Here is a 17478-nt window from a genome sequence, read left to right as displayed (position 1 = left end):
TTCAACTTTTGCCCTGACGCCATACCCCGGAATTCTCGAGAATTCCCTTTGGAAAACTGGAGTTTTCCAACACCGCTTGAAACCCCCTCCGCGACACCGAATGTCGCTTTCCGGCTTGCCGCTCTGTCCCTCTCTCCCTCAGATGTCTGCAGGTCAGGAAGAGGCGATATTTATGAAAACCACCACCCGGGTCTGTGTCATCGGCGGCGGCGTTATCGGTGCCTCGGTTCTTTATCATCTGACCAAGCTTGGCTGGTCCGATGTGATGCTGCTGGAACGCTCGGACCTGACCTCCGGCTCCACCTGGCACGCGGCGGGCGGGTTTCATACGCTGAATGGCGACACCAATATGGCCGCGCTTCAGGGCTATACGATCCGCCTCTACCGGGAGTTGGAGGAACTGACCGGCCTGTCCTGCGGTCTCCACCATGTGGGCGGCGTGACGCTCGCCGACACGCAAGAGCGTTTCGATATGCTGAAGGCCGAACGCGCCAAACACCGGTTCATGGGGCTGGAGACCGAAATCCTCGGCCCCGAGGAGATCAGACAGGTTGCGCCCATCACCAATACCGACGGGATTCTGGGGGGCCTCTATGACCCGCTGGATGGCCATCTTGACCCGTCGGGCACCACCCATGCCTATGCCAAAGCCGCCCGTATGGGCGGCGCCGACATCGTCACCCACTGCATGGTGCGCGAGACCAATCCGCGCGCCGATGGCACCTGGGATGTGGTGACCGACAAGGGAACGATCCACGCCCAACATGTGGTCAATGCCGCCGGTCTCTGGGCCCGTGAGGTCGGCGCGATGGCGGGCATCTACCTGCCGCTGCATCCGATGGAACATCAGTATATCGTCACCGACGAGATTGCCGAGATCTATGAACGCGACGCCGAGCATCCCCATGTGATGGACCCGGCCGGGGAAAGCTATCTGCGTCAGGAAGGCCGTGGCCTGTGCATCGGCTTCTATGAACAGCCCTGCAAACCCTGGGCCGTGGGCGGCACCCGCTGGGATTTCGGCCATGAGCTTCTGCCCGATGATTTCGACAAGATCGAAGACAGTATCGCCTTTGCCTATAAGCGCTTTCCGATCCTGGAAACCGCGGGCGTGAAATCGGTGATCCACGGGCCTTTCACCTTCGCGCCCGATGGGAACCCTCTGGTCGGCCCGGTGCCCGGGTTGCGCAATTACTGGTCGGCCTGCGGGGTGATGGCGGGGTTTTCCCAGGGCGGCGGTGTCGGCCTCACCCTGGCGCAATGGATGGTCGAAGGCGCGCCCGACCGCGATGTGTTCGCCATGGATGTGGCCCGTTTCGGCCGCTGGATCACGCCGGGCTACACCCTGCCGAAAGTCGTCGAAAACTACCGGAACCGGTTCTCCGTCGCCTATCCCAATGAGGAACTGCCCGCCGCGCGGCCCTTCCGCACCACACCGGTCCACGGTATTTTCGATCAGATGGGCGCGGTCTGGGGCCAGCAATACGGGCTGGAAGTGGCAAATTACTTCGCGGAAGGCGCGGAACCGCGTTATGAAACACCTTCCTTCCGCCGCTCCAACGCGTTTGCGGCCACCGCCCGTGAGGTCAAAGCCGTGCGCCATGCGGTCGGCATCAATGAGGTGCAGAATTTCGGCAAATACCTGATCACCGGGGCCGATGCCCGCGTCTGGCTCGACCGGGTCATGGCCGGGCGCATCCCCGCCCCCGGTCGCCTGTCACTCAGCCCGATGCTGAATCCGAATGGCCGGTTGATCGGTGATTTCACCATCTCCTGCCTGACCGAAACCCGGTTCCAGCTGACTGCCAGCTATGGGGCACAGGATTACCATTTACGCTGGTTTGACAGCCTGTTGGAGGGGGATGTTCATGTCACAAACATCTCTGATACCCGAACCGGGTTTCAGATTGCCGGACCCAATGCGCGGGCGCTTCTGCAAAGCGTAACGGCTGAGGATGTCAGCGCCGAAACCTTCCGCTTCATGGATGTCAAACCGCTGACAATCGGCCTGTCCACCGCCCTTGTGCAACGGGTCAGCTATACCGGTGATCTGGGGTATGAGATCTATGTGGATGCGATGGAACAATGCCAGCTTTGGCACAGCCTCTGGAAGGCAGGGCAGGATTTCGGGCTGAAACCCTTTGGCATGCGGGCGATGATGTCGCTTCGGCTTGATAAATTCTTCGGGGCCTGGCTCAGCGAGTTTTCCCCGGACTACACCGCCGCCGAAACCAGGCTGGACCGGTTCATCAGTTTCCGCAAAAACACCGCGTTCATCGGCCGCGCCGCCGCCGAGGCAGACCGCGCCACCGGCCCCGCCCGCAAGCTCTGCGCTTTCGAGGTCGACGCCACAGATGCGGATGTGAACGCCTATGAACCGATCTGGCTTGACGGCAAGGTGCAGGGCTTCTGCACCTCCGGCGGCTATTCCCATCACGCGCAGAAATCCGTCGCGCTTGGCTTCCTGCCCAGTGATCGCATCACCGATGGCTTGCCCGTCGAGATCGAAATCCTGGGGGATATGCGCCCAGCCCGCCTGATCACCACACCGCTTTTTGACGCCGATGGCGCCCGTATGCGAGGGTAATACCGGGCGGCCCCCTTCTTCTTGTCCGAAATACGCCCGCCGGAGGCCTCTTATCTCGTCTTCTGACCCTGTCATCCTGCTCCTCGCCGCCGGTCGGGCAACCCGTATGCGCGGTACTGACAAATTGCTGGAACGCATTGACGACACCCCGTTGCTGACCCGAATGGCAAAACGCTGCACCAGCGCCGGAGTGACGCGGGTCATCCTTGGGCCGGATCAAACCGCCCGCCGCGCCGCCCTGACCGATATCCCGTGTCAGATCATCGAGGCCCCGGAAGGCTCAGGCATGGCCGCTTCGATTGTTGCCGGGCTGGCCGATATGACCGGGTCAGCCGCCCTGATCACACTGGCCGATATGCCAGAGATCACCGCCCATGATCTGCATCTGATGCTGGCGCTGCACGCACAATCCCCCACATCCATTCTGCGCGCCGCATCGCGGGACGGCACCCCCGGTCACCCGGTGCTGTTTCCAGAAGACCTGTTTCCCGATCTGCGCAAACTTGTCGGTGACACCGGCGCCCGGGCCGTGCTGAATGCGTACACAAACCGCACCCATCTGATCCCTCTGAAAGACAATCGCGCCCTGACCGATCTGGATACACCCGAAGACTGGGCTGCCTGGCGCGCAACGCAAAAGGACGGCCTGTAATACAGGCCGTCCTTTCGGTCGGGTCAAAACCAGCAAGCCCCCTTACAAGCCATGATCCCTTGCTGCATATCTCTTGAAGACCCCCGCGCCGACCCCCCCGAAAGATGGAACATACGGGTCATTGCGATCCTGCCCATCCCCGCTCCCGGTCGCGATATCTTACGCGCGATGCGAGGGGGATGAGCCTTGTTTTGTCCGGCGCAGACGGCCTCAGCGCATGATCAGCTTGGCCTCATGGCTTTTCAGGCTGCGGCGGGCAGCGACATAGTTGTCGCGGCCACCCACCGTCTTCAACTCAGGGAAGAGTTCAAGAATTTCATTGCGCGTCCCGCTTCCCATGGCGCCAAGGGTCTGATCCCCGGGCTGGAAGCTTTCAGTCCAGGCCCCATCGGCCAGAACAACCTCATGCTGATCGAACATGAAGTGGATATAGGTGGCGCGCAGCGGGTCCAGCCACTGGACCGAGCCATGGTTGACCAGATGTTTCGCGGCAACCAGAACTTCGCTTTCTTCAAAGTAAAGCTGCGTGCGATCACCCGCCACCAGCATCCGGTGCTGCGGCGAAACCATCATATCCCTCTCGGGCAGGCCTTCGCCCAGGCTTCCCGCCTGGATCAGAACCGGGCGCAGATAGGGCGCGCGGCGCAGTTCAGCACGTTGCAGGGTGCGGCTGCCGATCCAGCGGATTTCCTGAATGCCGTTATCGCGGGTGATGATCTTGTCACCTTCCTGCAGGGCCTCAACAGCCACTTCACCCTTCGGTGTCGCGATCCGCGTTCCCGGGGTGAAACAGGGGATGACATTCTCGATCTCTTCGAAGGTCATCTCACCGATGACATTCGACGGTTCAAACCCGTTGCCGTCATAGAAGGTAACGGTGCCGGATTCGCCCGGTGTGCCATCCGGGTCGACCGCATCGTCGAAATTCACCCGCAGCGGGCCCGCCCCGGTCAGATCCAGCGTGTCGAAATCATCGCCGGTCTCACCACCGACAACACTGTCGCCATCATCGCCACCAAGGAAGGTATCGCGATCACCGCCACCGCTCAGATTATCAGCGCCCGCGCCGCCGGTGATCTCATCATCGCCCGAACCGCCGATGACGGTATCGTCGCCCTCGCCTGTGCTGATCCCAAGACCGGCCGTATCCTGCGAGGCATCGACCTTGTCATCGCCCGAGCCGGTTTCGATATTCTCGATCTCGGAGAATTCGGTGATGTCACCTGGATCGCCGGCGCCACCCAGATCATCATCGGTCGGCACGGCGTCATAGGTATAGGCGTTTGTGGAATCATCCAGATCCGCCGCAACATCCACAAGGTCGATGATGTTGTCATTTGCATCACCATTGGCCTTGTCAGCATCCTGTTCCAGATAGAAAGAACGGACATTCAGCGCCGAGCCATCCTCGCGATAGAAGGTGATATCGGAAAAGTCGCTATCCTCGGCACCCGAACCAATCCAGAACGCCCCGCCGGAGCTGTCGATGACCTGGTAAATGTCGTTGTTGCCGACATTATTGGAGATGTCTTCGATATCGATGACATTGTCGTTTGCGCCAGACCCGTCATACTGGTCGAACTTATTGCCGTGAATAAGATAGGCCGTACCATCGTCGCGCATCACCGCGAAAACAGCTTCTTCACCGGCAACCGGAACCAGTTTGAAATCGCCGCCGGTCGAGTCGACGAACTTGTAAACGACGTTGCCGCCGACATTGTCAGAGATATCTGCAACGTCGATCACATTGTCATTGGCATCATACCGATCAAGCGTTTCATCATTGTCATTGCTGACAACCAGAACCTCACCTTCGCTGCGCTCGATCACCAGCCAGTCGCGGCTGTCACCGGTTGTCTGAGACGCCAGCGTGAAGGTCTGGCCGCTGCTGTCGACCCATTCATAGATCGAACTGTTGGTGTTCACATTGTTGGACAAGGCTTCAATGTCGATGACATTGTCATTGCTGGACCCGTCCAGATCCTCATATGTTTCCCGGTTCGTCAGGTCGATCTTCAGAACCGTCCCGTCGTCACGGGCAACAAAGACATCTTTACCTTCATTGTTATAGGTCGCGGCCGAAATCTTGAATTCGCCGCCAGAGCTGTCAACGATCTGATAGATGCCGTCATCATCGACATTGGCCGCGATCTGCGACACATCAATCGTGCTGTCGCCATTGGTCGAGTAATTATCATAATCCGAGAACTCGTCGCGATCGATGAGATAGGTCGTGCCATCATCGCGCGTCAGCAGCATCACGTCCCGCGCATCGACAGATTTCAGCTGGAATTCGCCACCCGTGCTGTCGACAAATTCCCAGATACCGTCCTCGTCGACATGATCCGCGATCAGGTTCAGATCAATTTCGTGATCATCATCGGTATTATAGTCATCATAATCGTCAAAGTTATAGCGGTTGACCAGGAACACACGCCCGTCTTCCAGCGTGACAATCGATTCCAGAGGGTCAGTACCAGCCCCTTCAACCGTTGCGCCATCAGCAGACGTGAAGCCGCTAAACCCTCCGCCGCCGCCAGCCGCCGCCTCGGCAACCTCGGTGGTCGAAATCGTACCTTCTTCGTCCCCCGTGAAGGTGACTGTCAGATCCTCTGTTTCAGCGGATGCATCCAGCTTATCGCCAGAGGTTTCATCGGTTTCGCCACCGATCAGCGTATCGTCGCCCTCGGAATAGACCAGAACATCGTCGCCACCTTCGCCAGAGACATGGTCATCACCGGCACCGGCTTTGACCGTGTCATCCCCGTCACCCGCGATGACCGTATCGTCATCAGTGCCATCGACCACAGCGTTGTCGATCATATCGGGCGGTGTATCCGGGTCGTCGTCATAAGCGACGTCGATCAGGTCATCGCCGCTTGTGCCTTCGACAATCATGTCGGTGATCGGAACCGTTACATCCGCATCGTAAATCGCGACATAGTCGATAGAGCCGTCAAAAAAGCGGTCGAATTCATTACCGTCTTCTTCCCGGGCCCCGAAGGTGAAATTCTCGTCATCATTGTCACCGACCTCCATGGTCAGGCCCGTCTGAGAGCTTTCCACAGTGGTTTCAGTGCCTTTGGTCAGATTTTCGACAATCAGCTTGTTACCGCTTGTCTCATCCCAGACATAATAGGCTTTGACCGTATCGCCTTCGTCGAAGAAACCGTCCGCGGTGCTCAGCTCCGATTCCGAGCCGTCCGGCATCACATGCAGTATTTCGACAGCGCCGTCCTCGGTGACGTGCAGATCGAAATATCCTTCATCGTCACGGTCGTCATATTCCCCACGGCTGACAATCGTGTCAGGGCTACCGCCAATATGAGTATCTTGTGTGAACTCGACAATAATTGTGCCCTGGGCCAGATCGAACGGGTTATCATCGCCCACCACTTCAAAGCGGTCTTCGTCGCCATCGACAAGCAACTGTCCGGCACTGGCCTGTGCGCCGTCCTGAAATTTCCCGTCCTGTGCAATACCATCATCCAGGCCGGTATCCTTGGTTTCGCTCCCCGAGCGGAAATCCCACAGGCCGACAAGATTCGCCGCGAAGGACTCATTAAAATTATTAGCCATCATTCTCTCCTATCGCGACATCATCGACGCCGTGCACCAGATACTGGCGAAATCCATTATCCGCCCAGGTCGAGCGATGCTTGCAGCAAAAAGCGGCGCGCACGATCATGCAGACTGACTGAAAGAAGAGATCCGTTTGTCTCGGACAGCCCGACGAGACGATATAAATCATCTTCAGGTCGAACATATGCGTTACCTGTTGCACTATAAAATACAGCGGTACGCACACTCTCCGCATCAATCAGATGCGTCATGTGCGGCCGCCCCCATGACCAAAACAAACATCGCCCCCCAGTCGGGCTGACAAACCAATAGCCAAACATCTGGAACCAAGAAAGAGAAAATTGGACGAAAAGTGTTAACGAGATGTCCAGCAAAAGGTTAACGGGGCGGAAATCGTACCAAAACGAGGCATTTATGCGTCACATTGTTTCCAGTGCCCAAAAGTGTGGTATTTATATTTTTACATTTAAAAGCTGAGACTTAGCACAGGTCTGGCCCGCCTGGAATCTGCGCATCCGGCCCGTTGGCCATAGGTCGAAAAGGCTATATTCTCCCTACTGTTTCAGGTACGGAAACAACCTTTTGATCCGTATTTGGAAACAGACTGTTCACTATACACACCAGTCAAGCCTAAATATGCACGGCGAAATTACTGAAATACATGTCGGCAATGTCCGGCCCGACGCCCATTGCGGCAAATCAACCCTTGTTCAATCGCGAATCGCGACGCATTTGCAACTGCATTGGACTGGTACCCGAGGTCGGACTCGAACCGACAAGCCTTGCGGCGGGGGATTTTGAATCCCCTGCGTCTACCAATTCCGCCACTCGGGCCCAGAAAACATCGTCTAGCGCTGCACCGGGGCGCCGTCAACGGCAGAAGGAATTCTCAAGAATTCCACACGGAAAACCCGGGGGTTCCGCGCGCCTGTCAGAACATCACACCCACAAGCCAAAGCGTGATACCCGGGAACGCGACCAGGATCACCACCCGGATCAGGTCAGAGGCGACAAAAGGCGCCACGCCCGCATAGGTCTTCACAATCGGAATGTCGCGCGCCATCGAGTTGATAATGAACAGATTCATCCCCACCGGCGGGGTGATCAGCCCGACCTCGACCACGATCAGCGCCAGTATCCCGAACCAGATCGCCGCCTCCTCCGGCGTCAGGGCATAGCCCAGGATCGTGAAATCCAGCGCCTGGATGATCGGGAAGAAGATCGGGATGGTCAGCAGGATCATCGACAGGCTGTCCATCACGCAGCCGAAGATCAGATAGGCCACCAGCATGATCGCCAGCACCAGAAGCGGGGCGAACCCCCGGGTCGTGATCCAGTCAACCAGATCGGCCGGGGCCTGGGTGAAGGCCAGGAACGAGTTGAACATCTGCGCCCCCAGCACGATGAAAAAGATCATCGCCGTGGCCTGGGCCGTGACCAGAATGCTGTCGAGAAAGCCTTTCCAGGTCAGACCGCCGGTGAAAAGACCGTAAATGCCCGTGGCCACCGCGCCCACTGCCGCACCCTCGGTCGGGGTGAACAGCGCCTGCACCCCGTCCTGCGCCCAGTTCCAGTCGGCCGCGATGCCGCCCATGACCAGACCGAAGATCACCACCACCGGCCAGATCGCCAGCATCGTCCTGACACGATGCGCGATCGGCACCCGCGCCGCCGTGGTCGCCGCCCCGGGGCGCAGGCGCACATAGATTGCAACGGTCAGCATGTAACCAAGGGCTGCCAGAATGCCGGGGATCAGCGCCGCCACGAACATCTTCACGATATTCTGCTGCGCCAGGATCGCATAGATCACCAGAATGATCGATGGCGGGATCAGGATGCCAAGGGTGCCGCCTGCGGCCAGAACCCCGGTGCTCAGACTGTCGGAATAGCCCCGTTTGCGCATCTCGGGCAGCGCCACCTGCCCCATGGTCGAGGCCGTGGCCAGCGATGAGCCACAGACCGCGCCGAACCCGGCACAGGCGCCCACGGCGGCCATGGCCACCCCGCCCCTGCGATGGCCCAGCCAGTCGGATGCGGCCTGAAACAACGCGCCCGACATGCCGGATTTCATCGCGAACTGACCCATCAGCAGGAACAGCGGCACAATCGACAGGTTGTAATTCGAGAAAGTGTCATAGGTCAGCGATTTCAGCTGGCTCAGCGGGGCGGAGGGCCGGCCCAGCACGATCCATGTGCCGACAAAGCCGGTCACCGCCATCGCCACGCCAATCGGCACCCTGAGAAAGATCGCCACCAGCATCAGGGCAAAGGCGATGATTGCCAGTTCCAGCCCGGTCATGTCGCGGCCTCCCGCCCGGCGCAAAGCCAGTTGAACGCCCGCCAGACCGTGTAAAGCGCCACCAGAAAGAACAGCGCCGCGCCGATCACCGACAGGCCATAGGGAATCCAGGTCGGAATCTCCAGTTCATAGGTGGTTTCGGGAAAAAACGGCCGCGGCCCGAACCCGACACCCCCCTGAACGTATCCGAGCCATAGGGAAATTTCTCTCCGAACCCCAGCCAGAGCCGCCAGAGGATCACATAGGCCACAACGGTCAGCAGGATATCCCCCACCAGCCCGGAAAATGCCGTGACCCGGGGCGGCAGATGCTGCATCACAATATCCACCGACACATGGCCGCGCTTCAGCTGACACCAGGGCAGAAAGGCGAAAACGACAATCGCACAGCCCGCCTCGACCAGTTCATAATCGCCGGTGATCGGTGACAGGCCAACCCCGTCCAGAGCCCGCCCAAGGATCGAGGCGCAGACCATCAGCGCCAGCACCGACAACACAAAGCCACCCCCATAGGCCAGCCTGCGGGCCATATATTCCATCAGACGGCCGGTGGCCGCCTCCCATCCGGGTGCCAGTCCCATATTGCTTACGTGTCCCCGTTCTTCCCAAACCACTCTTAAAACTCGATAAGCGGCGCGCGTGCATTCAATATGTCTATATCGAAGCCCGCAACCGACTTATAGCGTGCCGCGACATCCCGCAGGTCTGCTGCACTCATCACATCGTCAATCTTTCCGAACCCGTCAGGGGCACGTTCGGCCACGATATCGAGAACCGTGTCGGGCCCGTCACCGCGCGTGGCCAGAACCAGGGCATTCACCGTCTCGCGCCGGTCCGCCTCATAGGCCTGCAAGGCGGCGGCCCCGCGCCCGTGGCGCAGCAGTTCCCGGGTCAGGACGCGGGCATCCAGGATCGCCTGGCTCGCCCCGTTTGACCCGATCGGATACATCGCATGGGCCGCATCGCCAAGCAGTGTCACCCGCCCAAAGGACCAGGCGGGCAACGGATCCCGGTCGACCATCGGAAATTCCCAGATCCGGTCGGCATGGTGGATCAGCCAGGGGATGTTCAGCCAGTCAAACTGCCAATCCGCGAAGGCCGGGGCAAAATCGCTCAACCGTCCCTCCCGGGTCCAGTCACTGTCCGGCGGCAGGGCGAGATCCGCGATCCAGTTGATCCGCATCCGGCCATCCCCATGATCCTGCATCGGATAACAGACGAATTTCTGCGCCGAGCGGCCCGCCATGGCCATTGAGCGGCCGGTCAGAAACCGGGGGCCATCGGTCACCCCCCGCCACATCATCGTGCCACTCCAGACAGCCGCGCCCTCATCCGGATAAAGCCGGGCGCGCGCGACAGAGTTGATGCCATCACAGGCGATCAGCACCTCTCCATGCACATCGTCCAGCGCAGTCCCGGATTTCCGGTTGGCCAGATGCACCCACACACCATGGCGGTCTTCATCCCACCCTGTCAGCGCCGCGCCGGTCTGGATCACCCCGGCTCCGGCACGGTCCACCAGCGTTCTGAACAGCAGCATCTGCAATGCCCCGCGATGGATCGAATATTGCGGCCAGTGATAGCCCGCATCCATCCCCCTGGGTTCCGACCAGATCGATTGCCCCCGGGCCGAGAAATAGGCCACCTCTTCCGTGCGCAGGCCAATCGCATCCAGCTCCGGTTCCAGCCCAAGCTCAAACAGCTCCCGCACCGCATGGGGTTGCAGGTTGATCCCCACGCCCATCGGGCGCAGCTTTTCAACCGCCTCGACGATATGGAAGGGAATGCCCTGCTGATGCAGGGACAACCCCAGGGTCAGCCCGCCGATGCCGGCCCCGGCAATCAGTACGGTCATCGGCAAAGCCCCCGTTTCAGGCCGCCGACCGCAGACAGGCAGATACCTGAAAGGTAAGCGTCAGGGCAGCCTCCCCCCTGCCCCGACCGGAAGGCAGGGGGCCGGTGGCCCACCCGAAACCCTTCCGTATTCAACATGGCACCCGACCCTCTTCAAGATAGCTCAACGCCATCAGAAGATAGGCCGTGCCCCAGATCAACTCTGACCGGTCCGCAAAATTGCGGGGCCGGTTGAAACACCCGTCCACAAGGCGCCCCCCGGGCCGCATATGTGTGGCCAGCGCATCAAGCATTTGCGGCAAATGCCCTGTCACTTCGCGCGCCTCGGCATTCCCCCATGAGACAGCCATGCGCGCAAGCTGTTCTACAACAATCGCGCTGGCCGATGTATCAACCGGCCCGTCAGGATCCTCAAAATCCCAGGGTGGCGCCACGTCGCCGACCTTGTCGCGCCAATAGCCGAACGTGGCGCGCGCGGCGTCACGATAGCGGGTGTCGCCAAATTCCTGCCAGCCCCGCAGAAAGCCCGCAATGGCCCATGCCTGGCCACGGCTCCAGCAACTGTCATCATGGATGCCAAGCAGGGTGAAATGGCGCAGGATACGGTCATCTGTCTGGTGATATTCGATAAATTCGACGGTCGAACCATCATCGCGCAGGAAATCGCGGATCGTGACATCCAGCATGGCGCGCGCGCCGGCCTCAAAAACCGGATCGCCAAGCTCACGTGCGGCCCAGAAATCCAGCCGCAGATTGGGATGCACATTGTCAACCGCCACGATCCGGCGCGAGGCCAGCGTGGTTGATTTCACCTGCACCTCATGGCCGATCGGCATCGCACCGTTTTGCGGGATCGCCATGGCGCGCAGGGCATAGGCCGCAGCCAGCGCAAGGGCTCGCAACTGCGGATCGCCGGTTTCGGCATAGAGCCGTGCGGCGGAATAATAGAATCTGTGGCCGCGAAACTGATCGTCTTTTTCCAGCTTCGGACGCAGCCATTCGGTGCGCTCCCGGGCCTCCTCGATCAGCTCGGGCCGCCCCTCCAGACGCCCCGCAATCCGCAGGCATTCCACCCAATGCCCGCCACACCAGTCGCCATCGGGCACGGTTTCCCAGATCCCGGTCTCGGGGTCGGCGTGATAGGGCCAGGCGGAACCGATCATGGCGCGGGTCTCCTCGACGCGGGCCAGAAGGGCGGAAAGCATGGCGGAATGTTGCATCAGATCCCCTGTTCTGAAGCGAAAACCCGGGCGCCACGCGTCAAAGCGCAGCGCCCGGTGCAATGATCACTGCGCGGTCGTGCTGTATTGATCCACCAGCGCGCGGGCATCTTCGACCATCTGCGCGCCGGGCAGGCCAAGCCCGTCCATCTCCGCAATCCAGTCCGCGGTGACCTCTTCACCCACGACCTGCAATTCCCCGACGACCTCATCACTCAGCGTGACAATCGTGTTGCCGCGCGCGGTGATGGCGTCAAAGGCCAGATCATCGCCCTCATCCATCGCACGCCCGGCCCAGGCTGATGTCTCAAGGCCGGAATTGGCGTCGATCACCGCCTTGAGATCATCGGGCAGCGCGGCATAGCTGTCAGGGTTCATCGCCCAGATGAAATAGGTGTTATAGAGCGCCCGGTCACCGCCGATCTGGGTGTGGCTGTTGGCCAGTTCCTCAACACGCAGCGCCGGCACAACCTCCCAGGGGATCACACCGCCATCAACCACGCCGCGCGACAGGGCCTCGGGGAAGGCCGGCACCGGCATACCAACCGGTGTGGCCCCCAGACGTTCCAGCAATGCATTCGCCTGACGCGAGGGGCCACGCAACTGCAACCCGTTGAAATCCTCCACCTCGACAATGGGATCACCATTAAGATGGATCACACCAGGCCCATGCACATGCACGGCCATCAGATGGACATCGGAAAACCGGGTATCGGCCAGGTATTGCTGCGTATAATCCCAGGCCGCACGGCTTGATGCTTCGGCCGACATCGAGGTCATGAAAGGCAGTTCCATCGCCTCAGCCTCGGGGAAACGGCCCGGCGTATAGGCCGGAATAGCCCATCCGCAATCAATCACACCATCACGGATCTGATCATAAAGCGCGGGCGGGGCGCCACCAAGCTGCATCGCGGGATAAAGCTCAACGTCGATCCGCCCGCCCGATTGCTCTTCGATGGCCGCCGCCCATGGTTCCATAAAGAACCGTGGAACCGAGCCCATCGGCGACAGGAAATGCTGGCAGCGCAATGTTACCTCTGCATCTGCCTTTGCGGCTCCGGCAGAGCCCATAGCCCCCAGCCCCAGGGCGGCCAGCCCGATTGCCGCCATCTTCAGCGTCATAGTCATATTTATCCTCCCAAGATGTGAAAGCCCGTCCGCGACCCTTGTTTGTGCAGCCCTTGTCTCCTCCACAAGGGGTGCTTGCTCGGCCGGTTTATGCCGCCAACGCCTTTCACGAACATCTACATTTGGTGTAACACCCATATTCAATGGTTTATCCGTAGAGATTTACTTTCAACCAACTGGTCGAGTTTGTCACCAGATTTTTATCCGCCCGGTTGACCGCGCCCGGTCAATGCGGCATCGCGGCGGGAACAGGCAGGAACACGGGAAAGGGCGGCGATGATCCGGCGGCTATATGACTGGACCCTGGGGCTGGCGGGCCACAGACATGCGTTCTGGGCGCTGGCCCTGGTATCGTTCGCGGAAAGCTCCTTCTTTCCGATCCCGCCCGATCTGATCATGATCCCGATGATCCTAGCCGCGCCACACCGGGCCTTTGTGATTGCAGGCGTCTGTCTTGTCTCCTCGGTTCTGGGCGGGCTTGTCGGCTATGGCATCGGCTATTTCTTCTATGACCAACTGGGCCAGCCGATCCTGGCCGCACTTGGCAAGGCCGACGCCATGGCCGCGTTCAACACAAGGTTCAATGATCTGGGGTTCTGGCCGGTTCTGATCGCGGGGCTGACACCTTTCCCCTATAAGGTGATCACCATCATGTCCGGCTGGACCGGCCTGCCGCTGGTCACCTTCATGGTCACCTCACTGGTGGCGCGCGGATTGCGGTTTTTCATCGTGGCGGGCCTGCTGTGGAAATACGGAGCCCCCATTCGCGATTTCATCGAACGCCGGCTGGGGTTGATGTTCATCCTCTTCGTGATCCTTCTTATGGGCGGGTTCTATGTGGTGAGGTTTCTATGACACGCCGCAGCCTGATCCTTCTGGCCGGGCTAGGATCGGCGGGCCTGCTGCTGGCCGCCTACGGGTTTGAATATATCGGCGGTCTGGCCCCTTGTGCGATGTGCCTCTGGCAGCGCTGGCCCCATATGGCGGCCATCGCCCTTGGCGCTTTGGGTGCTGCGCTTCCCTCAACCCTGATCGCGGTGCTTGGCGGGCTGACCATGCTGGGAAATGCGGGGCTGGCCCTGTTCCATACAGGGGTTGAAAAAGACTGGTGGGAGGGGCCGCAAAGCTGCACCGGTGCTGCGGCGCAGGATCTGGGCGCGATGTCGGCGGCGGATCTTCTGGCCACCGATACCGGCCCGCGGATCGTTCTGTGTGATCAGGTCTCATGGGAGATGGTCGGCCTGTCCATGGCAAGCTGGAACGGTCTGGCCTGTCTGGCGCTGGCGCTGATCTGGTTCGCTGCCGCCAGCCGCAACCGCACCATCGGTTGAGCCGCGAGGGGCCAGTAAGGCCCCGGCATGATCCGGCAACTTCCGCGCCGCCCGTGCCAAAACCATAGCCGCTGATAGATATTCGGACACGGTCATAATGCTCCTGCCCGACGGCACCGCCGGGCAGCGCCCGACCCGCCCCCATGGGGTGGGCGCTTCTCGCCCTGCCCTCGCCGCGTTCGCTTGAGCGTCATGCGACTTTGCACAGTTCTGGTGTCAAAAGGAGCAGCGCAGCGCCTTTTTATGCCACGGTTCTGCATCGCCGATTGTAAGCCTCGAACGAGGCGTGGGCAGGAGGAAAATCCCTCTGCTTGATGTTGGGCAGAGCTGAATTATAGCATGCTGCCTTAAACCTGAGACATCGCGCATCACAAATGTCCCGAGAACGCGAAGCGTGGCAGGGTATTTGTGATTCAAGTTTAAGGCAGGGTGCTTTAATCAGGCGTGTTTTTGCAGCGAACACCGCCAGCAATGAAGCTCATGCCACCTTAGACTTTAAAGCCGTAAGTCGTGTACTTTTGCTGAGGCGGCTCGGATGGCCGTTTGCGCCACTCGAACTTTGAGGTCACACGGTCAAAAACCGGATATTCTTCGACATATTGCAGATCATCGTTATCGTTATCGTCATCGCTCATGTGTCAGCCCGCCGCTTTTTTCCGCATCTTGGTCGCTTTGCGTTGCTTGGCTTCCATGGCCTTGCGCTGTTTGCGGTTCATAGATGGCGCGGAAGGCGAGGCCGACGCATGTGCGGGGCGCTTGTGCCCGGTTTTTGGCTGTGGGCGCATCCGGGCGGTTGGCGAAGGCAGGCGGGATGTTCGGCTTTGGCTTTGACCGCTTCATCGTGCTGTTGGGATTGAAGCCCGCCAAGCTGTCCGGCGCGGGCATCCGTGTGCCGATCTGCTCCCATTCGTTGGCGAGGTAGATATCTTCCAGCGTCACAGCCGAGCGGGCCATCGGCGCAGTGATACGCATGGCCGGGCGTGGTGCCCGTGCCCCAGAAATCCAGAATATGCGTGGAGCTGTTGGTCATAGTGCGGGTTACTCGACCCGGTTGCAGACGTCCCCGCTTGTCGTAGGAGACAACGAGATCACCGGCTTGCATTTGGTCTTGGCGCTTATACCAGACCTTCGAGAGCACCAGCTCTTCGTCATAGCTGCCATCCAGACGCGGTTTGATCGACGGGTCGAGCGGCCACATCTGCACTTTGGAGTCGTGCAGGAAACAGTATTCAGGGCGGGGGACTGGGCGGAGGGAAGATGTGGGCGCACTGCTGCTATCAACCAGAGCCTGCAAATTGGGAATGCCGGTATCAACGGTGAGAAGCTCTTCTAATGTGTATGACTGGTTAACTGCGCGGCCAAGAGAGTATCCGTTTTGCGCTCTATACACATCCGCTAGATATTCCGCCTGCTCTTCTATTCCCCATTCACCGAACGGAACACTGTTGTTCAGCTTATCTGAATAGTCATAGTCGTTGTTGAAGTTTCTTTCTCGAACGACATTCACACCTTGATGATTTTGCCAAACATGCCCCATCTCATGCATAAATACCCCCTTGGCCAATGGATGCACTCCGGGGGCAGAAAAGTCATCGCTATAATAGGCTGATAATCTTTCCGGGTAGTAGATGTTTCCGTTGGGAGCTGTAATCGATAATGGAAGCCCAATGGCACCGCGATCATACACACGAACATCGCCGTAAGCGATTGAGTCTCCGAAAATCGCCGCCGCCATATCAATTTCGCCCGGAGTAAGCCCTCTGCTTCCCATGATTTTGCCCTATGTTGTTTGATCGCAAAGAGTCTCGAAATGTTCGAATTGATTTCGTGAATCTTCTGTTTCAAACATGATTCTTATTGAATCACGTTCTTTTTGACTTCTGGAAATCAGGATGAATTCGGTATTATTGCCAAGAGAAGATATAAGGGTTGCGAGCGATTGGTCAAAATCCGGCTCATTGTCTGAAACAGAAGTAACTGTGAATGAGCCATACCTGCTGCCTTGAATTGATCTAGATTGTGAGTCTACCGAAAGCCTATGATCGTTCGAAGGTGCGGTACGGTCACCTACAACCAAGGCGTCCGAAATTCTATTAATATTTCTGCGCCGCAACGAGGAGTTTAAAGGGACGCGGACGTCAATGCGGGGAGTCAGCACGACATCCCCATCATCATCTCTCTCGCAAGATACTGCGAACCATGCTTCAATTCTAGACATAGCTTCAGAACCGAACCTAACGTCGGAAGATGAAATTCTAATCGCCGCTGATCGTGTGTCACCTGCGACTTCCCATGCAATAGCAGATTGAGAGCTCCCAATCAGAAGTCCCAAAAGCAAACAAGCTATTCGCATCTCAATAATCTTTCTAAGATCGTTGCAAATTTTCTATCTGAATCGGTCGTTTTTGTCACGTGCAATCTGAGCGCGAGCGATCAGTGGCTTAGGCGTTCCAAAAACCTGGGGCAAAACGTTTGGAGTTTTGGAAGGTTTTTGGCATCATGCAGCATGATTATTGGCTATGCCCGCGTATCGACAAATGACCAGAGCTTAGATGCTCAGCATGACGCCTTGGCTGGCGTGGATGCAAAGCGCATATTCTCCGAAACCTTGAGCGGCGTGAAGGCCAAACGGCCAGAGCTGGACAAGATGCTCGACCAGCTCCGCGATGGTGACATGGTGGTGGTGACGAAGTATGATCGCCTTGCGCGATCTTCTCGACATTGTGGACGCAATCAAAAAGCGTGGTGCGGGTAACCCCTGCGGTTTGGTAATATTTTATCCATATTGCGCAATCTGAACGGTTTTATTCAACCCGTTTTGCGGGT

Annotated in this window: 14 protein-coding genes and 1 tRNA gene; 5 read left to right on the top strand and 10 right to left on the bottom strand. The window is 58.9% G+C overall.

The genetic code is table 11. The features are described 5' to 3' along the window. Positions 1–172: 172 nt before the first annotated feature. Positions 173–2587 (top strand): GcvT family protein, encoded by a 2415-nt coding sequence (locus tag E2K80_RS06725; RefSeq protein WP_135373917.1) that lies wholly within the window; start codon positions 173–175, stop codon positions 2585–2587. Between the two features lie 52 nt (positions 2588–2639). Beyond that, entirely contained in the window at positions 2640–3239 is a 600-nt protein-coding gene (locus E2K80_RS06720) for a nucleotidyltransferase family protein (RefSeq protein WP_274379278.1), read from the top strand. A gap of 210 nt (positions 3240–3449) precedes the next feature. Here the strand turns inward: E2K80_RS06720 and E2K80_RS06715 are convergent, their stop codons facing one another. The 8 genes from E2K80_RS06715 to E2K80_RS06680 form a co-directional block, all read right to left on the bottom strand. Then, positions 3450–6818: a Hint domain-containing protein gene (locus tag E2K80_RS06715; RefSeq protein ID WP_168193122.1), complete on the bottom strand. Its 3369-nt coding sequence runs from the start codon at positions 6816–6818 to the stop codon at positions 3450–3452. Next, positions 6811–7005, bottom strand: coding sequence for a hypothetical protein (locus tag E2K80_RS06710; RefSeq protein ID WP_135373911.1), 195 nt, complete (start codon positions 7003–7005; stop codon positions 6811–6813). The genes E2K80_RS06715 and E2K80_RS06710 overlap by 8 nt, the downstream gene beginning before the upstream one ends. Positions 7006–7570: 565 nt before the next feature. Continuing rightward, a tRNA-Leu gene (locus tag E2K80_RS06705) sits at positions 7571–7655 on the bottom strand. 97 nt (positions 7656–7752) lie between these two features. After that, the gene (locus tag E2K80_RS06700; protein WP_135373910.1) at positions 7753–9120 is read right to left on the bottom strand and encodes a TRAP transporter large permease; all 1368 of its coding nucleotides are present in this window, start codon (positions 9118–9120) and stop codon (positions 7753–7755) included. Positions 9121–9205: 85 nt separating this feature from the next. Then, positions 9206–9700, bottom strand: a complete 495-nt coding sequence (locus E2K80_RS06695) for a TRAP transporter small permease (protein WP_135373908.1) — start codon at positions 9698–9700, stop codon at positions 9206–9208. 35 nt (positions 9701–9735) lie between these two features. Then, the gene (locus E2K80_RS06690; protein WP_135373906.1) at positions 9736–10974 is read right to left on the bottom strand and encodes a flavin-dependent oxidoreductase; all 1239 of its coding nucleotides are present in this window, start codon (positions 10972–10974) and stop codon (positions 9736–9738) included. Between the two features lie 130 nt (positions 10975–11104). Beyond that, positions 11105–12193: a glycoside hydrolase family 88 protein gene (locus E2K80_RS06685; protein ID WP_135373904.1), complete on the bottom strand. Its 1089-nt coding sequence runs from the start codon at positions 12191–12193 to the stop codon at positions 11105–11107. Between the two features lie 66 nt (positions 12194–12259). Beyond that, complete coding sequence (locus tag E2K80_RS06680; RefSeq protein WP_135373902.1) at positions 12260–13321, bottom strand: TRAP transporter substrate-binding protein; 1062 nt, start codon at positions 13319–13321, stop codon at positions 12260–12262. Positions 13322–13597: 276 nt separating this feature from the next. Here E2K80_RS06680 and E2K80_RS06675 point away from each other — a divergent pair, with 276 nt between their 5' ends. Both E2K80_RS06675 and E2K80_RS06670 read left to right on the top strand, forming a co-directional pair. Beyond that, on the top strand, positions 13598–14176 hold the full coding sequence (locus E2K80_RS06675; RefSeq protein WP_135373900.1) for a YqaA family protein: 579 nt from the start codon (positions 13598–13600) through the stop codon (positions 14174–14176). After that, positions 14173–14652 (top strand): disulfide bond formation protein B, encoded by a 480-nt coding sequence (locus tag E2K80_RS06670; protein ID WP_135373898.1) that lies wholly within the window; start codon positions 14173–14175, stop codon positions 14650–14652. The genes E2K80_RS06675 and E2K80_RS06670 overlap by 4 nt, the downstream gene beginning before the upstream one ends. Before the next feature lie 488 nt (positions 14653–15140). On the opposite strand, the gene E2K80_RS19065 is transcribed toward E2K80_RS06670, so the two are convergent. Continuing rightward, positions 15141–15287, bottom strand: coding sequence for a hypothetical protein (locus tag E2K80_RS19065; RefSeq protein WP_168193121.1), 147 nt, complete (start codon positions 15285–15287; stop codon positions 15141–15143). A 77-nt stretch (positions 15288–15364) separates the two neighbouring features. Continuing rightward, on the bottom strand, positions 15365–16387 hold the full coding sequence (locus tag E2K80_RS06665; RefSeq protein WP_135373896.1) for a hypothetical protein: 1023 nt from the start codon (positions 16385–16387) through the stop codon (positions 15365–15367). Between the two features lie 771 nt (positions 16388–17158). On the opposite strand from E2K80_RS06665, the gene E2K80_RS06660 reads away from it, so the two are divergent. Beyond that, positions 17159–17407, top strand: a complete 249-nt coding sequence (locus tag E2K80_RS06660; RefSeq protein WP_238475672.1) for a recombinase family protein — start codon at positions 17159–17161, stop codon at positions 17405–17407. Positions 17408–17478 lie beyond the last annotated feature (71 nt).

The organism is Rhodophyticola sp. CCM32, from assembly GCF_004751985.1.
Lineage (GTDB): Bacteria > Pseudomonadota > Alphaproteobacteria > Rhodobacterales > Rhodobacteraceae > Rhodophyticola.
Note: the sequence above shows the minus strand (reverse complement) of the source record. Positions and strands in the feature narration are given on the sequence as shown.